At 58.5% G+C, this 26875-nt stretch carries 25 protein-coding genes; 8 read left to right on the top strand and 17 right to left on the bottom strand.

Annotated features, from left to right (window positions below; all coding sequences use genetic code 11):
- Nucleotides 1–23: 23 nt before the first annotated feature.
- Nucleotides 24–1358 (bottom strand): PAS domain-containing protein, encoded by a 1335-nt coding sequence (locus QZ650_RS05450; RefSeq protein ID WP_292522474.1) that lies wholly within the window; start codon nt 1356–1358, stop codon nt 24–26.
- Nucleotides 1359–1436: 78 nt separating this feature from the next.
- Between QZ650_RS05450 and QZ650_RS05445 the strand changes: the two genes are divergently transcribed.
- Nucleotides 1437–2174, top strand: a complete 738-nt coding sequence (locus QZ650_RS05445) for a UbiA family prenyltransferase (protein ID WP_292520652.1) — start codon at nt 1437–1439, stop codon at nt 2172–2174.
- On the opposite strand, the gene QZ650_RS05440 is transcribed toward QZ650_RS05445, so the two are convergent.
- The gene (locus tag QZ650_RS05440) at nt 2144–2893 is read right to left on the bottom strand and encodes a transcriptional regulator FilR1 domain-containing protein (protein ID WP_292520654.1); all 750 of its coding nucleotides are present in this window, start codon (nt 2891–2893) and stop codon (nt 2144–2146) included. The two genes, QZ650_RS05445 and QZ650_RS05440, sit on opposite strands and share 31 nt — an antisense overlap.
- A gap of 175 nt (nt 2894–3068) precedes the next feature.
- Here QZ650_RS05440 and QZ650_RS05435 point away from each other — a divergent pair, with 175 nt between their 5' ends.
- Together QZ650_RS05435 and QZ650_RS05430 are read left to right on the top strand one after the other, a co-directional pair.
- Nucleotides 3069–4178: a TIGR04013 family B12-binding domain/radical SAM domain-containing protein gene (locus QZ650_RS05435; protein ID WP_292520656.1), complete on the top strand. Its 1110-nt coding sequence runs from the start codon at nt 3069–3071 to the stop codon at nt 4176–4178.
- Between the two features lie 3 nt (nt 4179–4181).
- Nucleotides 4182–4823, top strand: coding sequence for a metallophosphoesterase (locus QZ650_RS05430; RefSeq protein WP_292520658.1), 642 nt, complete (start codon nt 4182–4184; stop codon nt 4821–4823).
- Here QZ650_RS05430 and cyaB read toward each other — a convergent pair.
- Nucleotides 4810–5340, bottom strand: coding sequence for a class IV adenylate cyclase (gene cyaB / locus QZ650_RS05425; RefSeq protein WP_292520660.1), 531 nt, complete (start codon nt 5338–5340; stop codon nt 4810–4812). The two genes, QZ650_RS05430 and cyaB, sit on opposite strands and share 14 nt — an antisense overlap.
- Nucleotides 5341–5382: 42 nt before the next feature.
- Complete coding sequence (locus tag QZ650_RS05420) at nt 5383–6879, bottom strand: AAA family ATPase (RefSeq protein ID WP_292520662.1); 1497 nt, start codon at nt 6877–6879, stop codon at nt 5383–5385.
- A 284-nt stretch (nt 6880–7163) separates the two neighbouring features.
- Between QZ650_RS05420 and QZ650_RS05415 the strand changes: the two genes are divergently transcribed.
- From QZ650_RS05415 to QZ650_RS05395, 5 genes are all read left to right on the top strand, one after another.
- Nucleotides 7164–7904: a peptidylprolyl isomerase gene (locus tag QZ650_RS05415; RefSeq protein WP_292520664.1), complete on the top strand. Its 741-nt coding sequence runs from the start codon at nt 7164–7166 to the stop codon at nt 7902–7904.
- A 575-nt stretch (nt 7905–8479) separates the two neighbouring features.
- Complete coding sequence (rqcH, locus tag QZ650_RS05410; protein ID WP_292520666.1) at nt 8480–10378, top strand: ribosome rescue protein RqcH; 1899 nt, start codon at nt 8480–8482, stop codon at nt 10376–10378.
- Nucleotides 10375–11400, top strand: coding sequence for an mRNA surveillance protein pelota (locus QZ650_RS05405; protein ID WP_292520668.1), 1026 nt, complete (start codon nt 10375–10377; stop codon nt 11398–11400). Before rqcH ends, QZ650_RS05405 begins: the two co-directional genes overlap by 4 nt.
- 345 nt (nt 11401–11745) lie before the next feature.
- Entirely contained in the window at nt 11746–12108 is a 363-nt protein-coding gene (locus QZ650_RS05400; RefSeq protein ID WP_292520670.1) for a hypothetical protein, read from the top strand.
- A gap of 6 nt (nt 12109–12114) precedes the next feature.
- Nucleotides 12115–13887 (top strand): ribosome biogenesis/translation initiation ATPase RLI, encoded by a 1773-nt coding sequence (locus tag QZ650_RS05395; RefSeq protein ID WP_292520672.1) that lies wholly within the window; start codon nt 12115–12117, stop codon nt 13885–13887.
- Nucleotides 13888–14014: 127 nt separating this feature from the next.
- Here QZ650_RS05395 and QZ650_RS05390 read toward each other — a convergent pair whose 3' ends face one another.
- The 13 genes from QZ650_RS05390 to QZ650_RS05330 all read right to left on the bottom strand — a co-directional run bounded on the left by QZ650_RS05390 (nt 14015) and on the right by QZ650_RS05330 (nt 26872).
- Nucleotides 14015–15190: a hypothetical protein gene (locus QZ650_RS05390; protein ID WP_292520674.1), complete on the bottom strand. Its 1176-nt coding sequence runs from the start codon at nt 15188–15190 to the stop codon at nt 14015–14017.
- A complete protein-coding gene (locus QZ650_RS05385) occupies nt 15175–15666 on the bottom strand; it encodes a chemotaxis protein CheD (RefSeq protein ID WP_292520676.1) in 492 nt (163 codons plus the stop codon). The genes QZ650_RS05390 and QZ650_RS05385 overlap by 16 nt, the downstream gene beginning before the upstream one ends.
- Before the next feature lie 17 nt (nt 15667–15683).
- A complete protein-coding gene (locus QZ650_RS05380) occupies nt 15684–16298 on the bottom strand; it encodes a chemotaxis protein CheC (RefSeq protein WP_292520678.1) in 615 nt (204 codons plus the stop codon).
- Nucleotides 16299–16310: 12 nt separating this feature from the next.
- Nucleotides 16311–18275 carry a chemotaxis protein CheA gene (locus tag QZ650_RS05375; RefSeq protein ID WP_292520679.1) on the bottom strand — a complete coding sequence of 655 codons (1965 nt, stop codon included), beginning with the start codon at nt 18273–18275 and terminating at the stop codon, nt 16311–16313.
- Nucleotides 18268–19302 carry a chemotaxis-specific protein-glutamate methyltransferase CheB gene (gene cheB, locus QZ650_RS05370; protein WP_292520844.1) on the bottom strand — a complete coding sequence of 345 codons (1035 nt, stop codon included), beginning with the start codon at nt 19300–19302 and terminating at the stop codon, nt 18268–18270. Before cheB ends, QZ650_RS05375 begins: the two co-directional genes overlap by 8 nt.
- 2 nt (nt 19303–19304) lie before the next feature.
- Nucleotides 19305–19667: a response regulator gene (locus tag QZ650_RS05365; RefSeq protein WP_292520681.1), complete on the bottom strand. Its 363-nt coding sequence runs from the start codon at nt 19665–19667 to the stop codon at nt 19305–19307.
- A 69-nt stretch (nt 19668–19736) separates the two neighbouring features.
- Nucleotides 19737–20543, bottom strand: coding sequence for a CheF family chemotaxis protein (locus QZ650_RS05360; protein WP_292520683.1), 807 nt, complete (start codon nt 20541–20543; stop codon nt 19737–19739).
- A gap of 37 nt (nt 20544–20580) precedes the next feature.
- On the bottom strand, nt 20581–21702 hold the full coding sequence (locus QZ650_RS05355; RefSeq protein WP_292520685.1) for a hypothetical protein: 1122 nt from the start codon (nt 21700–21702) through the stop codon (nt 20581–20583).
- 1 nt (nt 21703) lies between these two features.
- Entirely contained in the window at nt 21704–23302 is a 1599-nt protein-coding gene (flaJ, locus tag QZ650_RS05350; RefSeq protein WP_292520687.1) for an archaellar assembly protein FlaJ, read from the bottom strand.
- Between the two features lie 2 nt (nt 23303–23304).
- On the bottom strand, nt 23305–25158 hold the full coding sequence (locus QZ650_RS05345) for a type II/IV secretion system ATPase subunit (protein WP_292520689.1): 1854 nt from the start codon (nt 25156–25158) through the stop codon (nt 23305–23307).
- A 3-nt stretch (nt 25159–25161) separates the two neighbouring features.
- The gene (locus QZ650_RS05340) at nt 25162–25899 is read right to left on the bottom strand and encodes an ATPase domain-containing protein (RefSeq protein ID WP_292520691.1); all 738 of its coding nucleotides are present in this window, start codon (nt 25897–25899) and stop codon (nt 25162–25164) included.
- Nucleotides 25900–25901: 2 nt separating this feature from the next.
- Nucleotides 25902–26372, bottom strand: coding sequence for a flagellar protein FlaF (locus tag QZ650_RS05335; RefSeq protein WP_292520693.1), 471 nt, complete (start codon nt 26370–26372; stop codon nt 25902–25904).
- A 2-nt stretch (nt 26373–26374) separates the two neighbouring features.
- Complete coding sequence (locus QZ650_RS05330) at nt 26375–26872, bottom strand: flagellin (RefSeq protein ID WP_292520695.1); 498 nt, start codon at nt 26870–26872, stop codon at nt 26375–26377.
- Between the last annotated feature and the right edge of the window lie 3 nt (nt 26873–26875).

Below are 26875 nucleotides of genomic sequence, written 5' to 3'. Positions count from 1 at the left end.
AGGACGACCGGTGCAAACGACCCTCATGGGGGGTGAGAGGTGCCGTCCTGCAGGTCGGTACCGTCTCCCAGGTGATAGTGCTTCCTCAGAAACTGCCTGGCACTCAGCGACGCTACGTACCCTCTATCCAGCTCTGTAATGATCCCGTCAATAACCCGGGCCTGCCCGGCGATCTTTCGGGCGGCCTCATCACCCTCCAGGTCTGCAAGACCGACGATGACAGCGAGCGGGTTTCTGATGCGGTCGCCAAGGCATGCGAGCTGCTCGATGTTTTGATCGATCTGTGAGGAGACTTCCCGCCATACGGAGTCATCGCTGTGGTTATCGTCGGCTTTCTGCTTTGCAACCGCGATAATCCCGGTGAAATTGCCTCCACAGTCCCTGACCAACGAAAATCCGAAGGTCACGGCTACCTGCCGGCCCCGCACGTCGGTGAGGTTCGCCTCCACTATGCGCGCTCCCCCGGCCGGATCGGAGCGCCCCGCCGATCCTCTGGAGACGCGATCCAGGAAACAGGCTTTCTGGAGTTCAGCAACAGAATCCCGGGTCATTATGGAAGAGAGGTGTTTGCCTGCCAGATTGTCAGGGTTGTGCCCGAGGAGGTGCTTCACCGAGGGGCTCACCGATGTTATCGTAAGGTCGAGATCGAGGGATACGACGAGATCCGAAGAGAGAGCCGTCAGAAGTTCATACCGTTGTCGGTACTCCTGACAGCTCGCCTCCAGCCGGCTGGAGTCCACGGCGGTGTGATAGATGTCCAGGCGCGCGCCCCGGCTCACCCCGGTGGGGATCACGGTGCTTGAGTACTCCACCCAGACCCTTTCAGCCGGAGTACGGGATATGCAGTACTGCCTTGTCGGGATATTTTCACAAAAAAAACAGGAACTGATGAATTCGGCTTTTAAATCCTCACCGTTCACGAGATTTGGGGAGATGCAGAGAGAGATGAACTCCACGGCATTCATGCCGATGGTTTCGTATTCGCTCACCCCGAAGAGATCTTCCATGGCCTTGTTCATCCAGGCCACAGTCTGATCCGGGCTAATCACCACGATTCCATCCCCCTGGCAGCCAACCAGCAACGCCAGGAGATCCCGGGCGGATACCGTAGCGCGGACACCGTTCTGAGAACAGCAACTGTCACGGTAAAGCAGCATCTCGGCTACCTGCTCTCGTTTCGGTTTCTGCTGTCCGATCCCGTTGCAATTCATACTCGCCGTCCCGGACTGATGCATCTGTTTCCCCGTGATATACATTAAAATAACCAATATAAATTGCTTTCTTACGGTTTCGCCGAAAGAATACAGGTATTTTGAGAAATTACAGCAGGATTGAATCTGTACAATAGTACTGTACAATTTCCATCAGAATGTAATATTTTCCCCTTGTGGGTTGTATACAATATGCAAGCACAAGGCCTAATCATCTCGATACTTGTGGTTACGCTTTCAGGAGCCCTCAAACTGCAGTTTGCGTATGGATTCCTCGGTGACCATGTACCGCTCACTGAATTTGCCGCCGCGGCGCTCATTGCATACGCGGCCTATGCGTTCGATCGTGGTGTGGAGAATAAGGAGGATGAGAAGCGTGGAAGTCGGTTCAAAAAAGCGCTCCTGGTGACAGCAGTCATCGCCACAATCGGTGCATTCGCCCTCTACCCGAACCCCGCCCTTCTTGTGCCGTTCCTCGTCGCATACCTCTATACAAAAGGAATCGGCGGGTACCGGCTGAAAGGCAGCAGGGGGATAAAGAACTGTATCGTCGCTCTCACCTGGTCGCTCGGCATCCTGATATTCCTCGGCACCATCAGTATGCCGGTCATGCTGGTCTGCCTCTTCTTCTTCTGCAAAAGCTTTGTCAACACCGTCATCTACGACGTTCGCGATGTTGATAAAGATAAAGTGGCAGGTATCCTGACCATCCCGACAGTCCTCTCCCGGACTCAGGTCACCGCCCTGCTGCTCGGCCTCAGCCTGGTCGCCCACCTGGCAGTTATCGGCGCGTATTTCTCAGGTTTTATTGCCGGTATCGACGTTCTGCTCATCAGTTCGGTTCACAGCACCTTCTACATCATCGCCTACTGCAACCGGTTCGAGATGTTTCGGAACGCGCTCGTCGATGGGGAATGGATTCTCTATACAGGCTATACAATCCTGCGGGATTGTGTCCTGTAGTAGTGGATAAGATCCTTTCCAAATTTTATCGCCTCAGGAGACACTGCGATGAGGTCGCGCGTGAAATCGTAACTTCCCGATTTGTAGAAGAACCCGATCGAGAGGAACGTATCCGTAACAGTGGCGGCGATCCCGGGGGATTTTGGAGCGAGGTATATCTCAAGGTTATCGTAGTTCCCGAGCGGGTAGGTCGAGACAATATCGAAGACATCCTGCGTGACCACAAGTGAGATCGTATCGACGCTCTCTGCCAGACCCTGGAAGAACTCAGGATAATCAGGGAAGAGGATTGGCGAGACACCGTAAATCTCCCGGGTATTCTTCAGGTAGTCGGTAAATACCCGGTGTGGCTTTAAGATGTCGGACGGCTCCGAGACGATAACCTCGGCATCGCAGATCTCACAGAGACGGAGAGCAAACTCGTCAGGAAAAGCAATAGAATGGTCTGGAAAGGCTTTGTAGAGCAGCCTGAGAGTATTGATGCTCTCTTTGAATCTCTCAAATATGACGAGGTTGGCATGTCCCCTATCGGTCAGCGAAACGTCACCGTCAGCCTCTCTTACAAAACCCACTTTCTTGAGGTAATTGACTGTGAAAGCGTAGGTTGAGGATGGTATATGCTTCTTAATCTCATCCTTGGTCTCCTGCCGCATGAGTGCATCAAGAACCTCAATTCGACGTTCACTCGAAAAGATCCGCATGAAATCGGTGATCTTCATGTGTCTCCTAATACTTCGTCGGCATCGTCAGATTAATCTTGTTCTTTACAGAGACGGTATATAGAATGCCCTGCAGAGCCAATCGTTCCCCGGCTCCGCGGGAGAATCAACACCGAAACTGCTTCTGCCGGCCCCGATTCCCGGACGGGACGGCAGGCAAGAACCTTTCGCACCTATGAACGTTAACTGGCGAGCCATATCCCAGGCAAACAACTCCCTCGCTGCCCTCTCCGCGGCGTGCGAGGGCTACGGCTATCACCTTGAGGTCACTGACAGACCGCTTCACGATGTCACCATCTACAGCATAAACTCCATCAATGAGCGCCTGTATCGTGACGAGATCGCGGAAGCGGACTGCATAACGATCGCGGGGGGCCCTCACCCCTCCGCATGCTACGAGGAGGTGGCGCGGTATGCCGATTATGTCGTCGTCGGAGAGGGCGAGTACACGCTCCCTGCCCTCCTTGCCGCGATCGAGGAGGGGAGGGACCCGCCCCCGGGTGTCGCAACCGCCGCCGGGTATACCCCCGCCCGCCATACCGTTCTTCTTGACGGTCACCCGCCCTTCTCGCATATCAAGGGGTTCATCGAGATCACCCGGGGATGCCCGTTCTCCTGCGGCTACTGCCAGACGCCCCGTCTCTTCGGGAGGTGCATGCGCCACCGCTCCGTCGACGAGATTGCCCGGTATGCCTCACGCTACCGTGATATCAGGTTCGTCACCCCGAACGCCTTTGCCTACGGCTCGGACGGGGTTCATCTGCGGCTTGATCGGGTAGAACGTCTCCTCCAGAGCCTCAACGGCCAGATCTACTTTGGGACGTTTCCCGGCGAGGTGCGCCCTGAATGCGTCTCGCAACAGTCCATCGAGCTCATCCTCGACTACTGCGCCAACACCCGTCTGCACTTCGGGGCCCAGTCGGGGAGTGATGAGGTGCTTCGCCGGCTGCACCGGGGGCATACTGTTGAGGACGTCATCCGTGCCGTCGATCTCTGCCGGGAGAGCGGGCTCGTGCCGATTGTCGACTTCATCCTGGGGCTGCCGTTTGAGAGCGACGACGATCAGCGCGCAACGCTCGACCTCGTGCGGCAGGTGACCCGGCACGGGAAGGCGCACATCCACTATTTCATGCCGCTGCCCGGGACCCCGCTCTCAAACGCCCGGCCCCGCCGGCTTCTCCCGGAAACGGAAAAAGTTCTTGGCAAACTGGCGCTCGGCGGCAGAATAACCGGCTCATGGATGGATCATGAGATAAGGTTTTTTAGACGCACTTCTCATCTATAGTGCATGACGGATGTGCTACTCTTAGCAGATCTGCACGGTAACTACGGAAAGCTTGACGCTTTTCTCAGCTACGACTACGATGCAGTCATCATTGCAGGCGACATCACCAATTTCGGTCCACTTGAGCCTGTAGATTCGGTGCTCTCCAACTTTGAAGTACCGTGTTTCGCAATCCCCGGCAACTGTGATCCCCGCGAGATCATCGACGTGCTCGAGCGTTCTGATGCGGTCTGTCTGCATGACTCGTGGATCGCACTCGGCAAGATTACGCTCGCAGGTCTCGGGGGCTCGAATAAGACGCCCTTCGACACACCGTTTGAGATGATGGAAGACGAGATTGATGGTAAACTCACCCGGATTGTCAACCACATGGACAAGAACGTTCACAACGTCCTGATCAGCCATGCCCCGCCGTACGAAGCGCTGGACGCTGTCGGCGAGAATCACGTCGGGAGCCAGAGCATTCGGAAGCACATGACCCGGTTCGACCTGGTCTGCTGTGCCCATATCCACGAGGCACGGGGCATCACCGAGGTCGACGGGGTCACCGTCGTTAACCCCGGGCCCGCCTCAGAAGGGTATGGCGCTCTCATCCACTTTGGGACGGAGCCAAAAGATATCCATATCGACCTTATTGCTGTTTAGATAACAGCATCTCCAGATACGAGGTGTAGATCGGTGGACCGTCTACACCCAATTCTTTTGCAATCATTCCGATCCGGTCGGCAGCGTCGCTTGTTTCCTCTTCAGTCAGGATCTCGATCTCGATGAACTTCCCAAGGCCGTCGACGTCGTCGAGTGTCACCGTCACGTCCCCCATCTCGTAGAACTCCCGCACTTTAGATACCGTGGCAGCCCGGCGGAAACCGAGACGGGAGAGGATCTCCTCAAGGGTCTTCCCCGAGGCCACTACGAGGTTGAACTCCTCACGGGCCTTCGCGCTCCCGACGCGGACCTTGGGCCCTTTATATGTCACGGTAAACCCGGTGTCGTCATACCTGACCCTTAATGCTTCATCGGTCTCTCCGAAATCACGGTGAGGAGCGTTGTAGTAGACGTCGCGCTCCTGCTGCCTGCTGGCCATCCGCACTCCCCGCCGGTCAAGCCGGCCCCTGATCTCCTCAAGACCCGGAACCGCAAACTTTGCTTCTACTTCGAGCATATCAGTCGAGTCAAACCGTCTCTCCGGAAGCGTGATAAATCCTCACCGGCCGGCCCGTCCCGGCCCGGAGACCTTCTGCCGGACCAGGTCTCTCTGCTGCTCTGCGGCGGCAAGGAGGGTGTCGTCCGCAAGATGCCCGGCAGCGGTGATCGCCCGTTCCGTGAGCACCAGCGCAGTATCGTAATCCTCACGATGGTAGAACCGGAGCCCGAGCTCCAGGTTCAGGTCCGCTGCTTTCCCGTACTCCCGCGCGTGGAAGAAGTGGCAGGCAAGCGAGAGAAGTGTGTGCAGCCTGCCGGGGAGGCGGTGCATGGACCGCTCAAAGCAGTCTGCCGCGCGGGCATTGAGCGCCGCTCGTGCGTCGGCAGGGAGTTCGCGCCTGCAGTGCTCCTGCAGGAGAGGATGGGCGAAGGCGTACTCCCCGCCCGGAAGCCTCCGGAATACGCTGCTCTCCCGCAGCCGGTCAGTAGCGCTCGTTCCCTGGAGACCGAGCATACAGGCCACGACCGGGACCGGGAACGGGGGGCTCAGGATAGAGAGTTCTTTTGCCCACGTCCTCCCGGACCCGGTGAGCCCGGCAAAGGCGATCTCTGCCGGACTCTTTGCACCGGCGAGGATGGTTGCGATGTTCTCGGGAGAGGGGTCGAGGCCCCGTCGGCTCAGAGCGTTGAAGCAGGCCATGAGGCTGAATGGGTCGCCCGAGGTACCTTCGAGGAGATCGGCGGCTGCTTCGCTGACAAAGAGATCGAACCGCCTCTCTGCCATCTCACGGATCTCATCCCCCCGCATGCCGGAGAGGCGCACCTCGGAAAAACCGAGATCCCGGAGTTCCTCCTGCATCGCCGGGTATCCGGGGCAGGCCCCATCCTCTGCCCGGCAGGTGAAGGCAAGGATGATGCCTGGCGGGAGGTCGCGCATGATGTCCAGGAGGAGGCGGCGATCAAGGCTTGAGGCAAGATGGACGTCGTCCAGCAGAATCGTCCCGATACGACCGGTCCCGCTCATCAGTCTCCCGAGTTCCTGGAGCAGTTCGAGGAATGCCTGGCACACCCGGTCATACCCGACCTCAGGCGAACGAGCGAATATGCCGATGATCTCCTCTCCGGACTTTGAGAGGAGGCCGACCGGCTCGACCGGGGCGACATACTTCTCGAGCACATCATCGGCGTACCGGACCGCTTCCTTGATCCTCTCGACACCGAGGGTCTCTCCGAACCTCGTGGACGCAGTATGCCTCCGCAGGTCTTTCAACAGGTCCCGAAATGCAGAAAAGATCATCCCCGGGAGGTCAAAGACCTCTCCTTTGAGAGCAGGAGACCGGAGACCGCCGGGGCGTTCCTGCACCTCGTATGCGAGCCAGCTCAAGAGTGAACTCTTCCCGATGCCGGGCGGGCCGGAGATCATCACGACCTGTCCGCGTTCCCCTGCCTGCGAGAGGAGGACCGTGAGCCGCTCACGCTCTTCCTGTCTGCCGCAGAACTCTTCTGGAGGGGAGGGTGCATACGAGACACCCTCAGCCTGCTGCTGCACCTCGTCCATGATCCTGCCCGCCTACCCTCCATCCGGGGCATACTTCAACGTTTGGGCGGGGGTCTCAGGGGTGCGCCGGACATGCCCGGAGATTGGCAGCCGTGCCTGTGAGACAACAGCGGCGAAAGGCCGCCCCATACAAGGCAGCCATGTGTCCCCCGGGGCGGCCCGGTAAACACTATAAATACCATTCCATCCAAATAAACTAGAACAACGAGACGCAGGCATGCGGCGGGCCGGCACGGGAAGCGTGCCGGGGACCGCAACGCAATCTGCTATCCAAGGTGAATGGAATGGCACTTCAGGAAGGAGATTTTATCAGGCTCAGGTATACCGGCCGCTTCGATGAGAATATCTTCGATACAACAGATGAGGAGAAGGCAAAGGAAGAGGGGCTCTACAACCCGCGGGCGGAGTACGGTCCGGTCACCGTCCGCCTGGGGAGCCACCACATCATCGTCGGCCTTGAGGACGAGCTGATTGGAAAGGACGTCGGCGCTGAGGGAGAGGTTGACGTCCCGCCCGAGAAAGCGTTCGGGGCACACGATGACGAGAACGTCCGGTCCGTCCCGGTCGCGCAGTTCCGCGAGAAGCCGAAGCGCGGGACGCGGATCGAGGTTGAAGGGCGCGAGGGCGTTGTTGTTGACGTCATCGGAAGGCGTGCGGTCGTCGACTTCAACCACCCGCTTGCCGGAAAGACCCTGAACTACTCCTACGCGATCATCGAGAAGGTCGAGGACCCGGTGGAACAGATCAAGGGTCTCATTAAGCTCTACTCGGGCCGGACCGACATCGGCATCAGCATCACCGACGGCGTGGTCGAACTGGCGCTTCCCCCCGCGATTACATACGACCGGCGCTGGATGGTCTGGCGGGGCACCCTCGTCCGCGAGATATTTGAATACTACCCCGATATCAACGACGTCGTCATGAAGGAGACGATCTCGCGCCCGGCCAAGCCAGAGGCGGCGCCTGAGGTCGTTGAGGCCGAAGAGCCCGCTGAGACGGAAGAGACGAAAGAGTCCGAGGAGTAATTCTCCTCTGCTCTTAGGGTTTTGCTTTTTTTGAAGACTATTCTACGTTAGTGTGCATCTTTGAGATGCTGTGGGGCGTGGGGTAGCCCTGGCCGGACTTTTACGCTCCTGCGGTTGCACATCCCCGAACACAGATTCCCGGTGGATATCGCCACGCAGGGGAGGGGCTGACGAGGAGGGGGGAGCACCCCCCCTCCCCTGTCCCCACCCCCCTTAGGGCGATACTCCCACGGTCCAGTGCATCGGGTTTTTCCCACGCTTTGAATGCACCGTCTATTACAGTTCGGGCTTTCGATGCTTGAATATCTAGCACTAAGTTCACTCCTACCGGTCACAACCAAACATGCCATTGGTCTCCGGGGTGCAAGCAGTCTGTGAACATAAGCACTGGTAATGAAGGATGCACTTGAAACGTCTTGATAAGTTCAGAGTGCACTCTGCAAGTTACCGGGTGCGGCGGGCCCAGACTCACTATCCCAACCCTCGCTCCTCCGCCCGCTCCCCACCGGATCAAGAACCTGCATCACCTGCCCGTACCCTTCTTTAGGTACCGGACCGAATGTATTCTGGAACCAATGGCAACATTACAGGGAATGAGCGGGGTCGATCTTCGGGCGCTGGTAGCGGAGGCTGCCGATCGCCTTCCGCTCTGGGTCGGCAAGATCTACCAGTTCGACGCAAAGACCCTCGGGATCAGGCTGAACGGTGAAGACCGGGCAAAGTATCAGCTGCTCGTCGAGACAGGACGGCGTGCTCACTTCACCGCGGAGTTCCCGACACCCCCAAAGAACCCACCGAGTTTTGCGATGCTGCTCCGAAAGCACCTCGATGGCGGGAAGGTGCTCGGCATCCGCCAGCTCGGGCTTGAGCGCACGATAAGCATCGATGTCGGGAAACGGGATACAACCTACCACCTGATATTCGAACTCTTCGATGAGGGGAACGCGGTCCTCTGCGACGAAGGGTATACGATCATCAAACCCCTCTGGCACCACCGGTTCAAGACCAGGGAGGTGGTCCCGGGGGCAGTCTACGCCTTCGAGGGCTCCGACTGCTCGGCACTTCCTCCTGTTGAGTTCCAGAAGATGCTCGCCGGGTCCGACCGCGACATCGTCCGGACGCTTGCCGTCGGGTGCATGCTCGGCGGTGCGTATGCCGAGGAGGTCTGCAGGATCGCGGGCGTCGAGAAGAGTGCCGCGGCCGCGGAGGTGGACGCAGAAGCCGTCCGCGAAGCGCTCGAACGGCTGATGGCCGATGTCGCCGGGCGCCGGGAGCCGGTGATAACGTCGTCCGGGTGCTGGCCGGTGGTGCTGGCCGGCGAGGAGGTCCGCGAGCGGTTTGCGACGTTCAGTGAGGCGTTGGATGCGTTCTACCCGAAGGTGGCGACCGAGAAGGAGGGGGCTGCGGCCGAGACACCGCGCCTCTCCCAGGCGGAGGTGATCCGCCGGCGCCAGGCAGAGGCGATCAAAGGCTTTGAGAAGAAGATTGAGCGGTATGGGCGTATCGTGGAAGTGCTCTACGAGAACTACACTGCAGTCACCGGGATCATAACGACGCTTGATGAGGCGAGCAAGACCCGATCCTGGCAGGAGATCGAACGGGTCCTCAAGTCGAACGGCGATAACCCGACGGCAAAGATGGTCCGGGCGGTCCACCCCGCGGAGGCGGCGGTGGACCTCGATCTATCGGGCGAGCGGGTGAAGGTCTACGTCCATGAGACGATCGAGCAGAACATCGGCCGCTACTACGACCAGATAAAGAAGTTCAAGAAGAAGAAGACAGGCGCACTCGCGGCGATGGAGCGGATGGTCCCCGAGAAGCCCCGGACGAAACGGAATCTCGCCCTCCAGAAGAAGCGGTGGTACCACCGGTTCCGCTGGTTCACGACCTCCGATGGCATCCTCGTCATCGGGGGCCGGGACGCCTCCCAGAACGAGGAGCTCGTCAAGAAGTATATGGAAGGCGGAGACCTCTTCGTCCACGCCGACGTCCACGGCGGGAGTGTCGTCATCGTGAAGGGCACGACCGAACACCTGGACGAGGCCGTGCAGTTCGCCGCATCCTACTCCAACGCCTGGAAGGCCGGGCACTTCACGGCGGACGTCTACGCCGCCCGCCCCGACCAGGTGAGCAAGACGGCCGAGTCCGGCGAGTACGTGGCCCGCGGAGCCTTCATCGTCAGGGGAGAACGGCAGTACTTCCGAAACGTCCCGCTCGGAGTGGCGATCGGTCTTGCGATAGCGCCCGAAGTCGCCGTCATCGGCGGCCCGCCCGGGGCCGTCACCGGACGTGCGAAGGTATGGGTGGAACTCCGTCCCGGGCAGTTCGAGCCGAACGATACAGCAAAGAAGGTTGTCCGGGCACTCAGGGAGAGACTCTCGGAGGACGAGTGGAAAGGCCTCAAGACCGCCCTGAATACCGAGGCGGTCGCAGCATTCGTCCCGCCGGGCGGCTCCGACATCGTGGAATCATGAAGGCTGAAGTCAAGGAACTCCGGAAGCAGTTCGGCGAGATACGCCTCTTTGCAGAGACACTCGACGACCTCTGGCACCTCTCCCACCTGGTCGGGCCGGGGGATCTCGTCTTTGCGACGACTTTTCGGAGCGTTGAGGCGGCAACCGATAAACTCCGGCCTGAAAAGGCGGAAAAGAGACCGGTCCGGCTCGGGATCCGGGTCGAGAAGGTGGAGTTTCACCAGCACACGAATCGCCTCCGCATCGCTGGCGTCATCGAGAGCGGTGTGGACGTCACCGCGCACCACACCCTCAACGTCGAGCCCGGATTCGAGATCTCGGTCATCAAGCAGTGGCGGAACGTCGACTGCGAGAGGGTCCGGCGGGCCGTCGATGCCTCCGCATACGGCGTGGTCCACGTCGTGAGCGTCGAGGAAGGGGAGACGCAGGTCTACCGTCTGCGCCAGTTCGGCCCGGAGTGGGTGACCACCGTCACGGCCGGAAGCAGCAAGGGTGCGGACGCCGGCACCCGGTCCGCGCTCTTCGAGAAGACGCTCGAGGCGATCGCCGCGGTCACCGGCCCCATTGTCGTCGCGGGTCCGGGGTTCGTGAAGGACGAGTTCGTGACCTACGCAAAATCCCGTGTACCCGACCTTGCTGAGCGGATGGTCGTTGCCGAGACACGACGCATCGGGCGCGGCGCCGTCCAGGAGGTGATCGGGCAGGGGATTCTGGAGCGACTGCTCGGCGATCTTCACCTTGCCCGGGAGGTCAGGCTGATGGACGAGGTCCTGCACCGGATCGCGACCGACGGTCCCGTCGCCTACGGCATCGACGAGGTCCGTAAAGCGGTTGCCTACGGTGCGGCGGAGACGGTCCTGGTCTCCGACACCCTGCTCCGTGACGAAGAGGCTACGCGCGTCGTCAGGGAGGCCGAGCGCGTCAACGCATCGGTCGTCGTGATGAGCACCGAGTTCGAGCCGGGAGAGCGTCTTTCGGCCCTCGGCGGAGCCGCAGCAATCCTGCGGTATAAGATCGAGTGAGGCCCGGGTTTATCGGGTTTTTGATCCGGGAGTTCGAGAGTGAGAAGAAGTCGGAGCACCTTATACGCGATATACAAGCGCGACTGACCCTGAAACCCCAACTTCCCGACAACCTCCTGCCTCCGCCTCCTCTGCCGTATCCCCACATGAAATTCGTCACGAATCATCCCGATCTGCCGGGCCTCCGGTTCCGCAGGGTCGGAGGTACCTACCTTTATAACCGGAGAACACCCTATAATGTAGTAATTCCGTCGATCCGGGGGGGCGGCCGGGAGCCTGTTATTCTCTCGGGTCGCCGTCCCAAGGAGACCTCCCTTCCCGGAATGGCGTAACACTGGTGTCACGATGAGCGAGAATGCGGTAGCAGCAGAGGTTGAAAAGACACGGCCCCGGACACGTGCCGAGAAACAGGTCGAGCACAGAGATCGGATAAAACGGACGCTTGTAGCCTGTCTCATGGGCATTCTGACCGGAGGGCTCTCGTTCTATCTCTCCGGCACCCCTGACCCGGCAACCGGGCTCCAGCAAAACGCTATCATCGGCATCCTTCTCCTGATGGCAGGCGTCGTCTTCCAGAAACACATCTTCATGCTTATCCGGGTCGACTACATGGAACTGACCGGCAAGGACTGGTTCTACCAGAGTTTCATGACGTTCGCGCTCTGGTTCATGACCTGGACGATCCTCTTAACCACCACCGTTCTGTGATCTCTCATGCGTATTGCTGTTGTACACCGTGATCGGTGCCACCCTGTCAAGTGCGGCACCGAGTGCATCCTTTACTGTCCGCGTGTCCGAACCGGTGACGAGACCGTCATCATCGGTGAAGACCAGAAAGCAGTCATATCCGAGGAACTCTGTGTCGGATGCGGCATCTGCGTCAAGAAGTGCCCGTTCGAGGCCCTCGATATCGTCAACCTCCCCGAACAGCTCGACCAGCCGACCCACCGCTACGGCAGAAACGGCTTCGTCCTCTACGGTCTCCCGATCCCCGTCGAGGGGAAGGTCACCGGGATTCTGGGTCCGAACGGTATCGGCAAGAGCACGTCGGTGAAGATCCTCTCGGGCACGCTCGTCCCGAACCTGGGAAGGACCGACGCCGAGGTCTCCTGGAAGGATGTCCTCGACCTCTACCAGGGGACCGAACTCTTCGACTACCTCCAGGTGCTCTCGCAGAAGAACGTCAAAGTCGCCGTAAAACCGCAGTACATCGACCAGATCCCGAAGGTCTTCACCGGGTCGGTGCGCGACCTCCTCGCGACCACCGATGAGCGCGGGAAACTCGACTATTACATCGACCGGCTCTCACTTGCGGCGGTCATCGACCGGCCGATCGGAACCCTCTCCGGCGGCGAACTCCAGCGGGTGGCGATCACCGCCTGCCTCGCCCGCGACGCCGACTTCTACTTCCTTGACGAGATCACGCCGTATCTCGATGTCTACCAGCGGATGGCCGCGGCGAACCTGATCCGGGAACTCGCCCTGGAGCGGCCGGTCGTGATCGTCGAGCACGACCTCGCCATCCTCGACATGCTTGCCGACACCGTGCATATCGCCTACGGTGAACCGGCGGTCTTCGGTGTCATCACTCACCCGAAGGGCGTCCGGGTGGGGATTAACCAGTACCTGGAAGGCTTCCTCCCGGAGGAGAACGTCAGGTTCAGGACGTATGCGGTGACGTTCGAGACCCGGGCCCACGCCGCCGACGCGGACCGGGAGGTGCTGCTTGAGTTCCCGGCGATGGCGAAACGCTTTGAACAGTTCTCGCTCACCGTCGACGGCGGGGAGATCCGGAGCGGCGAGGTCCTCGGGGTCCTCGGGGCGAACGGTATCGGGAAGAGCACGTTCGCCCAGCTCCTTGCCGGGGTGCTCGAGCCCGATACTGGGGCGATGGATACCCGGGTGCGGATCTCGTATAAGCCGCAGTATATCAAAGGCGACACAGAGGCGACCGTCGAGGAAGTCCTCCGGCAGACGACGACGAAGTTCGACACATCGTACTACCAGCACGAGATCTTAGAGCCCCTCTCCCTTTCGCAACTCCTGCAGGCGCCGGTGAACACGCTCTCCGGCGGGGAACTCCAACGCGTGGCGATCGCGATCTGCCTCTCCCGCGACGCCGACCTCTATATCCTGGACGAACCGAGCGCCCACCTCGATGTGGAGCAGCGGGTGAAGATCTCACGCATGATCCGGAAGCACGCCGAAGGGCGCGACGCGAGCACCCTCGTGATCGACCACGACATCTACGTCATCGATATGATCAGCGACCGGATCCTGGTCTTCGAGGGCGAGCCGGGCATCCACGGCAAGGCTGCAGGGCCGTTCGATATGGCGCCGGGCATGAACCGGTTCCTTCACGAGCTCGGGATCACCTTCCGCCGGGACAAGAGCGGGAGGCCGCGGATCAACAAACCGGGATCGTTCCTGGACAGGGAGCAGATCGCCGCCGGGGACTATTACTACGCGGAGATCTCGAAGTCGTAAAGGGGTGCAGGTGTATTACACCTGCCATTTACAAACAGTTACACCTTAGAAGCGAGGCAAAAGCCCAATACCGTGGACCGTGGGGATCCACGTCAGGGATGATCGAAGCCATTTCCCGATCCGGGTCTCATTCCCCGCTCACCCGGCCGACCACCGATCCGAACCATCCCACAAGAGACGCCCACGCATTCTCAAGCACCTCCTGAGACTCTCCGGGTGTCACCTCCGGCGCCGGGGTCCGGGGCAGGGTGGTCTCCAGCACTTCCGGCGTCTGCGTCGAAACGGCGGAGAGATCAAGGGAGGGTGAGCCCGCTATCAGCGGGATGTAGCCCACGTTTCTGGGGACAACAAACCAGCATCTTCCGCTGGCATCGACGAAGAGTTTCTTGACGGCGTTCGAGCGAATCCCATCTCCCGACGTAACATGCAGGGTGACACTCGAGCCGTTCCATCCGTATATCCCGTTTGTGGATGCGACGAGGAGCATCCCCCCGGGCGTTGCCGCGAGATCGTTGATCGTGACCGGGAACGCACTCAGGTTCCCGGCACCGAGGACCGGGACGACTTCTCCATCAGGTGTATACCCAAGAACCGTCGTATGGTTGAAGAGGTATACGCCCCCGAACGGGTTTATCCGCACATCAGAGATTCCCCGAACCGGTTCACCGTGGTAGGCAACCTGCTCAAAACAGATCTCCCCAGACCGGTTCTTGATTACCTGGATGCCTTCCTTCTCGGATCCGATGACGAGAGCATCGCTCGCGGCATCGACCGCCATGCTCACGACGGTATGGCACTCAAGGCCTTCGGGCCCGAACGGCTTGTACCACGTCCAGTTGCCGTCGTGGTAGCGATGGAGGCCTGCCCGCCCGGTGGCGATCCACATCTCGTCCCCCCACCGTGTTATGCAGTTGATGTTGCGGTTCTTAAGAAAAGCCTGATCGGAGATGATCCGGTATCCTGTCTCGTCTCCGACCTGCAGCCCGTTCGGATACCCGATCCAGAGGTAACCCCCTGCATCGAGGGCGATCGCGGTCACCATAGCGTCGAGGTGAACGAACTCGCCGTAGGCCGTCTCTCCCGGGTGCCTTGGATTGACAGAATACCAGGTGCCGTTTGCCGTGTAGATGGAGATGCCGTAGTCGGTTGCAAAGATGACATCCCCATACAGGCCGTTCGTTATGTCTTTTACTCCGGCCGATGCAATACCCGTATAAAAATCGGGCTCCTCGACATAGAGAGCCGACGAGGCAGGAATGAGGAGGAAGGCCGCAACAATAAAGAGGATCAGATTTCGGTGCATGTCCCGTCAGCTCTCTTAATGAAGAGGCGGCCCTTTCCCTCCGGCCAGTAGTATACGGACCGTCCAACCTTTCCGCCGGTCTCTTCGTGCTCAATCCGGATACCCAGTTTGTGAAGCAGGTCTTTGACGGCTGCGGCGTTTCTCTCGCCGATATTCAGTGAATTTGCTGAATATTCGAACATGCTCGCACCGCCGACAACACTTGCGCTAATCGAGAATCTCGTGCTCCCGAGCCTCTCCATCTCCTCAAGGAGGGTGCTTGTGGCGGTGTCCGCAAACTTGCCGGGCCGGTCGATCTTTCCGCGGCTCTCCGGGAGCATAATGTGGGCGAACCCGGCAAGGGATCTACACCGGTCGTGCAGAATGAGCGCGATGCAGGAGCCAAGCCCGATCGTTCCCATCGGGCACGTTCCTACCCGGTATTCACCAAGACCGAGGATTACCCCCTTCTCCTCATCGAAAAAGTTGTTATCCATGCTATCCCGGAGGTTGACTACGTGAGCGGCTCCATCAGGCGCTCCAGCATGGAGGATAACTGTTGCATGAGGTCGGGGTTCGGAAGCATGTAGATGCTCCCGTAGACGGGAGGCGCCTTACTTGTGAGTTCCGTGTTGAAGATCAGAACATCGTTCACATCGCCGGCCATCTGTGCAACAATGGACTCAAACGCCGCATGCCCCATATCGATGGCCAGTGCCGGCGGGGACGGCAGCATAACGATACCGAGCAACTCAGCGGTCGCATCCAGGAATGCCGATATCATGATATTCCCGATCTCGATTGCGGCACTCTGGTCCATCTCGTTGATCTCGCGGTCGGCATCGGTGGTGCCGAGCATCTGGTTCGTCAATTGAATGATGGTTTCCCGGGGCATGCTGACGACGATATAACCCCCGTCCATGACCTCTCCCTGGATCTGGAAGACGACCATTGCCGAGATCTCGTTACTGATGCAATTATGCATCTCGGCGATATCAACGGCCTGCACCTCCGGCACCGTCATCTCGATAGGGCTCATCAACATCTGCGAAAGGGTTGTCGCCGCATGGGCTGCACCAATGTTACCGAATTCTGCAAGTGCATCTTTCTGAATCGGATCAAGTTCCATGAAAAACCTCACTTAAACCATTGTGTTTACGTCGAGTACCGGAACAACGTCGCCATCTCCGGGGATGGTAATCCCGCTTATCCCGCGGCAGTTGCCGGCAAGCCGGGAGAGCGGTTTGACCACAACCTCCTGCTGGCCGTCCACGGTGTCAACGACGATACAGCATTTTTTACCGTTATTCTGCAGCACAACCAGCGTATCGCTCTTCTGCGCCTGGCCGAACATATCCTCCAGGCGGTGCATGGGAAGGATCTGGTCACGAAGCAGGATCGCCTCACTGTTGCCGATCCGGTGAACTGCCTCCGGCCTCGTCTGCGCCACCTCGACGACGTTGCTAATGGGAATAGCGCACCGCATCCCGTTGATCTGCACCATCATGACATCGATGATTGCCATCGTCGGGGGGAGGACCAGTTCGAATTTCGTCCCCCTGCCCATCTCGGACTCGACTTTGATCGTTCCTTTGAGGGATTCAATCGTCTTTTTGACCACATCAAGCCCAACACCCCTGCCGCTGATGTCGGTGATGGTCTCAGCCGTGCTGAACCCCGGCTCGAAGAGCAGGTTGACGAGTTCTTCTTTGGTTGCGGTCGCGGCTGCCTCCGGCGTCATGAGATCCCTCTCAACGGCCTTCTTCCGGAGTTTTTCGGGGTTGATGCCGGCACCATCGTCTTCAATCTCGATGATGACGTTATCCTTATCCCTGCGTGCCGTCAGTCGCAGCAGCCCTTTCGGCGGTTTTCCACCGGCTTCGCGGACATCAGGTGTCTCTATACCGTGGTTCACAGCGTTTCGGATGATGTGCAGGAGCGGGTCGGAGAGACCGTCCATCATGCTCCGGTCAAGTTCGGTCTCACCACCCTCGATGACAAACTCGACCTCCTTTCCGTCGTGGTTCGCCACATCCCGCACGACCCGGGGAAGGCGATTGAAGATGCGTTCGAGCGGCATCATCCGGATCCCCATCATGAGGTTCTGGAGATCGGAGACCGAACGGCCGACCATGTTCAGCGCCTCGTCGAACTCCTTGATGCCGTGCTTATTTGCGATCTGCTCAAGCCGTCCACGGTTGATGACCAGGTCCTCGACCAGATTCATCATCCGGTCGAGTCGCTGGATGTCAACCCGGATATTCTTGATCTCCCGGCTCTTCTCACTCTTCACTGGCCTTTGCACCTGCGGTGACGGCAGTTCTGCCCGGGGTTCTACCGGAGAGTCCCCCTGGCATACCGGAGTCGGCCCGGGCGTTGGGGTTTTCGCCCCTGCCGTCGTTGAAGACAGAGGAGAGAGACCAAGAAGAGAGATCTCAGTGCCTGAAGCGACGGTCCTGAGCGCATCCTCTCCTGCTTCGCTCTCGATGAGGACCTCAAACGATCCGTCGAACTTCCCGTCCTCAACGAGTTCACGGGAGGGGGTTGTCGAGAGGATCGTCCCGAGCTCTTCGAGGTTCTGCAGAAGCAGCATGGCCCGGACATCCTTCATGGTGCAGGACGGGTCGACAGCGATTGACAATGTGTAGGCCGGACGTCCATCGGACTCTTCTGCCGGTTTCACAGGCACCTCCTCTCCGGGCACTTCCTGTTCATCCGGGCTATCTTCTATAAATGCCCGGAGTTCCTGCACCAGGTTCGCGGACTGCGCATCCGACGGTGTTCCTCCCGCTTCGATAGCGTCCAGCATTCCCTCAATCGTATCGGTGCAGGTCAGCAGAAGGTCAGTGAGAGATGCATTCACCTCCTGCTGGCCATTGCGGATGAGCGAGAAGATGTCTTCCATTGAGTGGCAGAGGTGCTCCATTGCATCAAAGCCCATCGATGCGGACATTCCCTTAAGCGTATGCGCAGACCGGAAGATCTCATCAATGGCAGTCTGCTGATCTTCTCCGCTCTCTAGAGCAAGAAGATTATTCACGATGTTCTCGTGGTTCTCCCGCGACTCCTCAACGAACAACTTCCGGTATACCTCTTCGTCAAACATGGTTGACCTCAAACCGACTGACAGCTCTCGCGATCTCGTGTGCTAAGCCCCTGAGTGGAACCACCTTATCGACACAGTCCCTGGCAAGGGCAGACCGCGCCATCCCGTATACGAGACAATCCTCTTCGGCGCAGACCATCGTGGTGCCACCTGCAGCCTTCACTGCGAGTGTTCCCTCGCCACCGTCGCTTCCCATCCCCGAGAGGATCACCGAGACGGTACGCGGACCGAAGACGTGCGCTGCGGAGGTGAAGGTCTTGTCGACGGCAGGCCGGACCGCATGGAGAGGGGGGGCCGTCGAATGGACAATCCGTCCGTAGTTTCTCCCGACACCTGCATATTCCCCCGAGATCACGGTGTGGTGCCCGGCTTTTGATACCAGGACCACCCCTTTCTGCAGGGTGTCTCCGTTGGCGGTCTCCTTCACCGGCAGGGGCGAGACGCGGTTCAGGCGCTCGGCAAGCGATGCGGTGAACCCCTCGGGCATGTGCTGGGTGACGACGACCGCTGCCGGCAGGTCTGCCGGGAGTGCGGAGAGAAGCGTATCGAGCATCGGGGGCCCTCCTGCCGACGAACCTATCAGCACAACCGTATCGGCCTCTTTCCTCCGGGGCACCGGAGATTTCACGAATTCAGGAAGTGAGAACAGATTTCGGATCTTCTGGACGAGTTCTCTCTCAATCCCTCTGACGTTCGGGACATCCCTCGGCTTGAGCATAAAGTCGTCTGCTCCAAGACGGAGCGCACGGTGGGTCATGTCGGCCTGCCGGGACGTCAGCGTGCTCAGGACGATCACCTTCGGCCGGGAACTTCTCTCTTTGAGCGCTTCGAGTACCGCGAGACCGCCCATCCTGGGCATCTCGATGTCGAGGGTAATGACGTCGGGTCTTAGATCCGATATCTTTGCAAGGGCATCGATGCCGTTGACTGCCGTCCCGACAATCTCGATGTCCGGACTGCCTTTGAGCATATCCCGTAGGATGGTCCGGATAAAGAGTGAGTCGTCGACGATCAGAACCCGTATCATGGTCACGCACTGAGGACGTTTTTGACTTCTTCAAGAACCTTTGGAGCCTGGAACGGTTTGACGATGTAACCTCTCGCCCCGCTCTTGACGGCAAGTTTGACCATCTGTTCCTGGCCGACTGCCGTGCACATAATGACCTTTGCAGACGGGTCGGCAGCCTTGATGGCCTTGAGCGCCTCGATCCCATTCATCTTCGGCATGACGACGTCCATCGTGACGAGGTCGGGCTTCAATTCCTGGTATTTGGCAAGAGCCTCCGTTCCGTCCGCCGCCTCACCAACGATGTCGTGCCCGCCGGAGAAGAGGATATTCTTCAACAGTGTTCTCATAAACATTGTATCATCGACGATCAGGATTTTCCCCATCGAACACCACTCATTGATTATTTGGAGAAAAGGGTATATAGTTTTTATTATTCTGAATAAGTAGTTTCATTAACCCGTTGAGGATTTCATTGCATTAGAGATGTATCTGACCCCTTTCGCCGTCAACTGCACCTCTTTTCTGACGTAGAGTACCTCGGCAAAGCCCTTGCTGAGGAGTTGTTCATAGACGGCGTCGAGGTCTTTGTGAGAGAGTTGAAGCATGTTCTCGATTGCACCCGAATCCATTCCGCTGTAGACCAGCATGGCCACCTGCCCGGTCAGGGGATCGATCTCCTCATTGACCTCATAGTCATGCGTCGCCTCTTTGAGGAAGTTGTAGAGGACCTGGAGTGTCGTCAACGGGCAGAGAACAAAACTCGTCACGACCTCGTTCTCGACGAGGTGGTCGATCTTCACGACATCAAGGTTCTTCTCCTGGATCTCCCGGGATGTGAGTTCGATGTCGGCCACATCATCAAGAGGGATGCAGACCTGGGTATCCTGGCTGACGAACCAGATGCCGGTCTTCATGACGGCAATGACTCCTTTATCCCACCGGGCATCCTGAACGAGCACCCCCCCGCGGATTGCAGGCGACATGAAGAAAGCGTTTAACCGGTAGGCGCTGCATTGTGTGATGACGAACTTCTTTAAGACCGAGAGAACCTTCTCAACCGATGCAATCCGGTAAATCTTCTCCGCATTCACACCGGTGGCGATCATCACCTGGTTCTTCTTCTCTTCAAGGTCGACCATGGATTTATAGGGAATCTCGCAACCAAGAGGAGCATCGATGCGGATACGATCCTCACCGATGCCCATCGTCGTCGGAACCCATTTGCCTTCATGCTCGACTTTTACCGGAACCGATTTCATCTTCACCCCTGTAGCATTATTCCGTCGTAGACTATCATTATGATTTCATCGCCACGAGGACATCCTCAAGTTCCGCTGCAAGGTCTTTTGCAAGGTATTTTTCTCCCTTCAACTCGCGAACCAGGCTGATGTCCTCCACAAACTTCTTCTGCTTTACCTCGGACTTGAGTTCAGCGATCAGGTCGTCGTCAACAGCGCCGCCGGACGCGAAGGAGACCATGTCAAAGTCTTCCTCCGGCTTCTCCTCCAGCTCCTCAAGGATCGTCTCGTCGAGAACAGGCTCTTTTGCATCGGCCTCCTCATGCTCCTCGCCCTCGATCTGGATCTCATCGAGATCCAGACCATCGAGTGCGGAGAGGTCCTCATCGAGCAGCAGACTCATATCCGGTTTTTCGCCTTCGGGCAGCCCGGGAGCGTCAGCGGCTATCGACGGAAGCGTCGCGGGCGGGCCATCGTGGCGGGAATCATCGCCCGCGTCTCCAGAGAAGTCGATGCCGGCCGTCAGGTTGAGGTCATCAAGGTCGTCCTGGTGCGTCTTGAGGATCTCCGATACCGCGTCTGCCTCTTCCCCGGAGAGGAGGGAAAGTCCATCGGACTCAAACGCCATCCCGGGGCCGGATGATTCGCCGTCGAGGTCGAGGTCCTCCAGAGAGTCGAAATCGAGATCCGCAAGCGAGGCGAGGGGATCGACCGTACCCCCGGTATCCTTTGCGGCCTGTTCGGGGACCGTGCCATCGACAGCCTGATCGAGCATGGCATCGACCTTTGCGATCCGCCTTTGCTTTTCGCCCTCTGGAGCGCGGGCATGCGTGATCGTCTCCCGAATCGATGCTACGAAGGTGCCAAGCATGCCGGGCAGATTGATCTCGGTGGCTGCGAGTTTCTGAACGAGGGATGGTTTTTGTGCCGTTGCATCAGGTTTTTTCGTTTCAGATACCTCAACTGATGCTTTTTCCTTCCTTCCCTCCCGCAGCGCGGAGCGCAGTCTGGATGGTCTTAGTTCAGCAAGATTGAGCGCCCCGGTGACGACGAGCGCGAGAAATCCCGCGAGTACGGTGCCTGCGACGATAACCTCGATGGAGGCATCGACGATGATGATCAGGGAGCCTGTACCGACAGTGATCAGGAACAGGAGCGGACGACGTATGTTTTCTCTCATATTACACCCCCACAAATGCTGGAATGGTGAAGAATGCGTTCACGACGATCGGTGCAACGATGTAGATGAACCCGGTGGCGACACAGAGCAGGCTTGCAAAGAAGTAGTACAGGTACCGGTCACCGCCCATGACAATCTTTCCTGCAAGCATGTTTGCAACGGTCAGCATTAAGAGGATCGTTACCACGTAGGTCCGCATCGTGTCTTCCGGGAAGTTTACGAAGATGTTTAAGGAACCTATCGAAGAACCGCCGATCGTGGATGAACCTCCCGTGAGCGCTGCCGAAGTCTCTGCAAAGTGATCCATCACTTCCTTCACCGCATAGGACATGGCGAGAAGGATCTCAAAGAGGAAGACAAATATCCCGATCATAGCCGCGTGCATCGGCACCAGCAGGACGACGAACCCCTTCACCATCATGTCGCGCTTTCTTCTGAGCAGCACCTGCTCAAGCATCGACGAACCGACGATCTTCCCGATCGCATCAGGAGACCCGCCGAGGGTCACTGCGTCGCGGAAGATGTTCATGTACTTGTAGATCAGGTAACTGCCGGTCTCGCCGATGAACTTCTTCCAGCTCCCGGCCTCATCGAGCCCGAGGTTCAGTTTCGATGAGACCGAGTTGATGAACGGCTCGAGATAGGGGAGCGACTTTCGGTCCACCTCCTGAAGCGCGTCGCCGGTGGTGATGCCCTTGCCACCCATCACCGACCCGAGACTCCGGATGAATGTTGCGAAATCGTTGTCGCGGTTGACAACGTTCGCGTCGTCGATGTAGCCGATGATCCCGAGGGGCATCAGGAGCAGGCCGGCAAGCAGGAAGATGATACCGGCGTTGACACCAAGGAGGATGAGCACAAGCGTGATTGCGGCGACGATCGGGACGACCAGGCGTTCAAGCCTCCTGATGATACCCTGCTCCTTTGAGCAGATATCGGCGAGCCCGTGCGTGCGTGGGTCGTCGGGAACGGCGCGGTACATGATCACGAGGCCGAAGACCGATATCACGAGGATGATGAAGTAGGAAGTGTTCAGTGTCGCTTCTATCCCTTCGGGAGCGTAAATGGCCACCGATATCATGAGGATGATGGCAACGAGTGCGGCCGAGAGAAGCATTGCGATGTAGGCGTCGCCCCACTTCTTCAGGAGCTCGATCCCCTGTTCGAACGTGTTCCGGTAGATACTCCTGATACTCGAGAGTTCCGTGCCGATGAAGTCATCATCAGGGACACCGGAGTCGATAGCGTTTGCGTAGCGGTTGAGCATGCTCTGGAGGGTGCCGTTCCGACACCTCTCAGCGATTGCCCGGAGGCCACTGGCATAACTATGGCCCCATCCGCCGACCAGACGCTGCACCTTTGCGATGTAGCGCGAGGGGATGTACTCGAACCGTTCTGAAGTGAACTGGAAGATCTCAGGCCGGGTTACGGATGCCGTGGTGATCGCGGCCATGTAGGTGTACATAAAGAGCAGGTCCTGCTCCATCTTCTTGTTCTCGAGGATGTAAGACCGGAGATCGTAGAGAGCCTCGACCTGCTCCTCAAACGGCATCTTCCCCTGGTTCGCCGACCGCAACCGTTCGGTAACATCCTCAAACACCGTCACACCTCGATATTGAGCAACCCTTGCTTCTTGATCTTCGTGGTCATGTGGAAGAGGTCCCAGAACTGGGTGTACCCTGCCTTATGAAGCCGTTCGAGGATTTTGGCCCGTTTCTCGACCTCGTCATAGATTTCGGGCCGCCGGTGTTCAGGGATACCGAGCATCGTTGCGATCTTGTTCTCAAGGAGGTAACTGCTCCCTTTCCCGGTGAAGGTGAAGGTGTCGGTCGCCGGGTCCCAGATGAATGTCGCCATGAAGGAGAATCCCTGGGTCTCGGGGTCATAGCCCACGAGCTCGTTGACGCTGAGCATCCGCCGGACGGTCTCTCCCTGGGGGAGTTTTACGGCGCTCTGGATGATGACCAGGTTTAAGTTGTCGACGTAGGTCTTGGGGATATTGATCGGGTCACCACAGAGACGCTGGATCAGTTTCTCGACCGACGCAGCGTGGAAAGTGCTCATGACAGGGTGGCCGGTCTGCATTGCGGAGAAGGCGACGGAGCCTTCCACACCACGAATCTCACCGACCAGGATCCGGTTCGGACGCTGACGGAGGGCGGATTTCAGGAGGTCGAACATGGTGACTTCGGCTCCTTCGCCTTCGCCCTTCCCCTTGGCTTTCGCGACCTCGCGGGTCCAGTTCCTGTGGGGGACCGTCAGTTCCGGGGTATCCTCGATGGTGACGATCTTGTTCTCGGGCGGGAGGAAGGTCGTGAGGGCGTTTAAGGTCGTCGTCTTGCCGCTCGCGGTCTCGCCGGAGACGAATATCGACATGCCGTACTCAAGGCAGATCCAGAGGTAGGCGGCCATCATGTAGTTGCATGCCCCGCTCTCGATGATCTGCAGGATGCTCAGGGGGACCTCGTTTACCTTACGGATGGTGAAGTTGCTCCCGTGCTTGCTGATCTCGGTCCCGTAAACGATGTTGATACGCGAGCCGTCGGGGAGGGTCGCGTCCACGATGGGGCTCCGGTAGGTCAACGGCCGTTTGATCCGCTCGGCAAGTTTGATGACGAAGGCATCGAGTTCCGCTGAGTCACGGAATCCGACAACCGATTTTAAACCCTTAAAGATCTTATGCTCGATGAAGATCGGCCCGACGCCGTCGCAGGTGATATCTTCGATATACCTGTCGGAGAGAAACGGTTTGAGGGTCCCCATCTCGATCTTGTCGCGGACCAACATATACTCAAGCGCCTTGTACTCCTGTTGCGAGAGGATGAGCCGCCCATCTGCAAGTTCGGGGCGGCCAGAGGTCTTCGGTTTTGCCGGCGCACCGATATCGGAGGTGAGGAAAGTTTTGATCCGGTTTTTCCAGTCTTTTGCCGTCCCACCGGCCAGCAGGGACTCATCGATCACCTCACCCGGCTGCTGGACATACACGAGCTGCCGGATGAAGTTTTTGAGCACCTCGATACGTGCCTTCTCGGTCACGGGCTCCTCCTCGAGGGCGTCGATCATGTCGATCAACTTCGCTTCGATCACCGGGAGGATCTCTTTTACGGAGTGGAGGAACGCCGGTTCGATCGGGATGTACCAGTTCCGGACATCGTCCGGGTCCGGGAAGATGTGGATGAACGTTGTCTCGTTCACCGGGTAGATGATGTTCGGGTTCTCCATCGATTTTAAATCCCGCTTCAGTTCCGAGAGGAAGAGCGGGATCCCGACGGTGTTGACCGGCAGGATATGGAGATACTCAAGAAGGTGAGGACTCGCCTTGACGTAGTCCCGGGCGTTTGCCGGGAGCATCCGGTAGAGCGCGCAGGACTCCACGTTGTTGTAGCAGTCGTTCCCTTCATCGATGAACTCGGGCTCGAAGGGGAGGGTTACCGTTGCTTCCAGCGCCGATCCCATCTCTTACACCTTCGCAACCGAGACAGGGATGATCTTGATGCCGTACCCGGGGTGGACCTCGAAGCTGATGATGTTTCCTGTGGTCTTTCGCGCGCCGCGGACCTTGACGACCTCGAGCATCATGACATACTTGCCCCCGACGAGCGCCTTCTTCATGAAGAGGTGAGCGTCGCAGATCGAGCGGATCCGGACAAGGGAGTCCTCGACGAAGGCGTAGGTGTGCAGGGTGATCAGGATGGTCTTGCCGTGATCGACGAGGTTCTTGCAGTTGGTGAAGAAGGTGAGGACCGTGTCCTGCTTGGCGTACTCGGTGAAGAGGGTGAGCGAGTCGATGACGATCACCTGCGCTTTGCTCTGCTCCATGTAGTGAATCATCCGCTCAAGTGTTCCCTGCATCTTGTCCTTCGTCCACTCGAACCCGACGACGTGCATGGGAAAGACACGGAGGTAGCCCCAGGCAAAGTAGTCGGAGATATCAAGGCTCATCGACTCCATCTGGGAGAGGAAACTCTTGCTCGTGTTCTCGGTCGAGAAGAGGTCGACGTTGAACCCCTGCTTTAAGGCTCCCCAGATGATCTGCTGGGTGAGCACGCTCTTGCCGGTGTCGTTCTCGCCCTCGATGAGGGTGAGCGACGAAAGCGGGAGGCCGTCGGCAATCTTCTTGTCGAGCTCGGTGTTCCCGGTCGAGAGAATGTCGGGCTTCTCGAGGATACCACTATCTGCGTCTTCGCTCGTGTTCATTGTCATTCACCTGAGTTTATGTATGCTGAACTGGTGACCCCGTTCGGGGTGACGATCTGGACCCACCCGGGACGGGTTTCCCCGAATTCAACCGAGATATTGAGGGTTTCACCGGGGTCGAGTTCGCCCGGATGGATGTCGTCAGGGTCTATGTTCTCCCAGTCCCACCCGGCGATGCCATAGGGGATATGGGCCGGGACTCCCTCGTTCAGAAGGAAGACGTCGGTAGCCGGGATATCGACGATCGGCTCGCTACCGGTGTTCTTCACCTCGACATAGAGGGTCCGGTCGTCGATTGTCATGTTCTGGATCTCGATTGCGGTTCGCATACGGGCTTCCTGGTGCACAATGAGGTTGCCCTGCGCCTCGACCATCACCTCCGTGGTGGCAAGGGTGCCGCCGATCAGGACGTAGGCCGTGAAAACCAGGAGGAGGATGCCGATGGCAGACGCGACGAGAGACCCTGCGCCCATGGTTAATCACTCGCGGTGAACGTAGTCGACCGGGAGAGCCCTGTGGGGAGGACAAACTGGAAGTAGACGACCCCCTTTTTCGCCGGGATCTCGGTCTTTGCGCTGATATGGAGTGTCTCGCCGGGGTCCCAGTAGTTGTTGGTGTCCTTGATGATCGTGTAACTCCACTGGTTCTCCGATTGCGGCGGGCCTGATATCAGGTCGAGCCTGACAAAGTTGTTCAGGGGCCCGAGGAAGACATCGGCCTGCCGGATGTCGGCATCGGCGATCCGGCCGGTACCAATGTTTTTTATCCATATGCTGGCATTGTTGCCCCCATCGCTGGCATACGTCGTGATGATCTTCACGTCTGTGCTCAGCCGCTCGTCTACGTTATGGGACGACGACGATATCGTGCTGGAGAGAGTGTAGATTACCGGAAACGTTGCGTTAACAAGCACCCCGGCCGAGATGATGGCAGCGATGAGGAACATCGCTGTGGTGAAGGTTTCACTCGACATCCA

This window comes from Methanoculleus sp. (genome assembly GCF_020696975.1).
Classification (GTDB): Archaea; Halobacteriota; Methanomicrobia; order Methanomicrobiales; family Methanoculleaceae; genus Methanoculleus.
The sequence above is the reverse complement of the archived record's forward strand: the minus strand, read 5'-3'. Positions and strand labels throughout refer to the sequence as shown.

Coding starts and splice junctions, on each gene's coding strand:
- QZ650_RS05335 (WP_292520693.1), bottom strand. CDS start 26,372: ATGGGCGCAGGGTCTCTCGTCGCGTCTGCCATCGGCATCCTCCTCCTG.
- QZ650_RS05395 (WP_292520672.1), top strand. CDS start 12,115: ATGCGTATTGCTGTTGTACACCGTGATCGGTGCCACCCTGTCAAGTGC.
- QZ650_RS05390 (WP_292520674.1), bottom strand. CDS start 15,190: ATGCACCGAAATCTGATCCTCTTTATTGTTGCGGCCTTCCTCCTCATT.
- QZ650_RS05440 (WP_292520654.1), bottom strand. CDS start 2,893: ATGAAGATCACCGATTTCATGCGGATCTTTTCGAGTGAACGTCGAATT.
- cyaB (WP_292520660.1), bottom strand. CDS start 5,340: ATGCTCGAAGTAGAAGCAAAGTTTGCGGTTCCGGGTCTTGAGGAGATC.
- rqcH (WP_292520666.1), top strand. CDS start 8,480: ATGGCAACATTACAGGGAATGAGCGGGGTCGATCTTCGGGCGCTGGTA.
- QZ650_RS05355 (WP_292520685.1), bottom strand. CDS start 21,702: ATGAGAGAAAACATACGTCGTCCGCTCCTGTTCCTGATCACTGTCGGT.
- QZ650_RS05360 (WP_292520683.1), bottom strand. CDS start 20,543: ATGAAATCGGTTCCGGTAAAAGTCGAGCATGAAGGCAAATGGGTTCCG.
- QZ650_RS05420 (WP_292520662.1), bottom strand. CDS start 6,879: ATGGACGAGGTGCAGCAGCAGGCTGAGGGTGTCTCGTATGCACCCTCC.
- QZ650_RS05385 (WP_292520676.1), bottom strand. CDS start 15,666: ATGGATAACAACTTTTTCGATGAGGAGAAGGGGGTAATCCTCGGTCTT.
- QZ650_RS05430 (WP_292520658.1), top strand. CDS start 4,182: ATGACGGATGTGCTACTCTTAGCAGATCTGCACGGTAACTACGGAAAG.
- cheB (WP_292520844.1), bottom strand. CDS start 19,302: ATGATACGGGTTCTGATCGTCGACGACTCACTCTTTATCCGGACCATC.
- QZ650_RS05400 (WP_292520670.1), top strand. CDS start 11,746: ATGAGCGAGAATGCGGTAGCAGCAGAGGTTGAAAAGACACGGCCCCGG.
- QZ650_RS05330 (WP_292520695.1), bottom strand. CDS start 26,872: ATGTCGAGTGAAACCTTCACCACAGCGATGTTCCTCATCGCTGCCATC.
- QZ650_RS05435 (WP_292520656.1), top strand. CDS start 3,069: ATGAACGTTAACTGGCGAGCCATATCCCAGGCAAACAACTCCCTCGCT.
- QZ650_RS05375 (WP_292520679.1), bottom strand. CDS start 18,275: ATGTTTGACGAAGAGGTATACCGGAAGTTGTTCGTTGAGGAGTCGCGG.
- QZ650_RS05345 (WP_292520689.1), bottom strand. CDS start 25,158: ATGGGATCGGCGCTGGAAGCAACGGTAACCCTCCCCTTCGAGCCCGAG.
- QZ650_RS05415 (WP_292520664.1), top strand. CDS start 7,164: ATGGCACTTCAGGAAGGAGATTTTATCAGGCTCAGGTATACCGGCCGC.
- QZ650_RS05365 (WP_292520681.1), bottom strand. CDS start 19,667: ATGGGGAAAATCCTGATCGTCGATGATACAATGTTTATGAGAACACTG.
- QZ650_RS05380 (WP_292520678.1), bottom strand. CDS start 16,298: ATGGAACTTGATCCGATTCAGAAAGATGCACTTGCAGAATTCGGTAAC.
- QZ650_RS05340 (WP_292520691.1), bottom strand. CDS start 25,899: ATGAACACGAGCGAAGACGCAGATAGTGGTATCCTCGAGAAGCCCGAC.
- QZ650_RS05405 (WP_292520668.1), top strand. CDS start 10,375: ATGAAGGCTGAAGTCAAGGAACTCCGGAAGCAGTTCGGCGAGATACGC.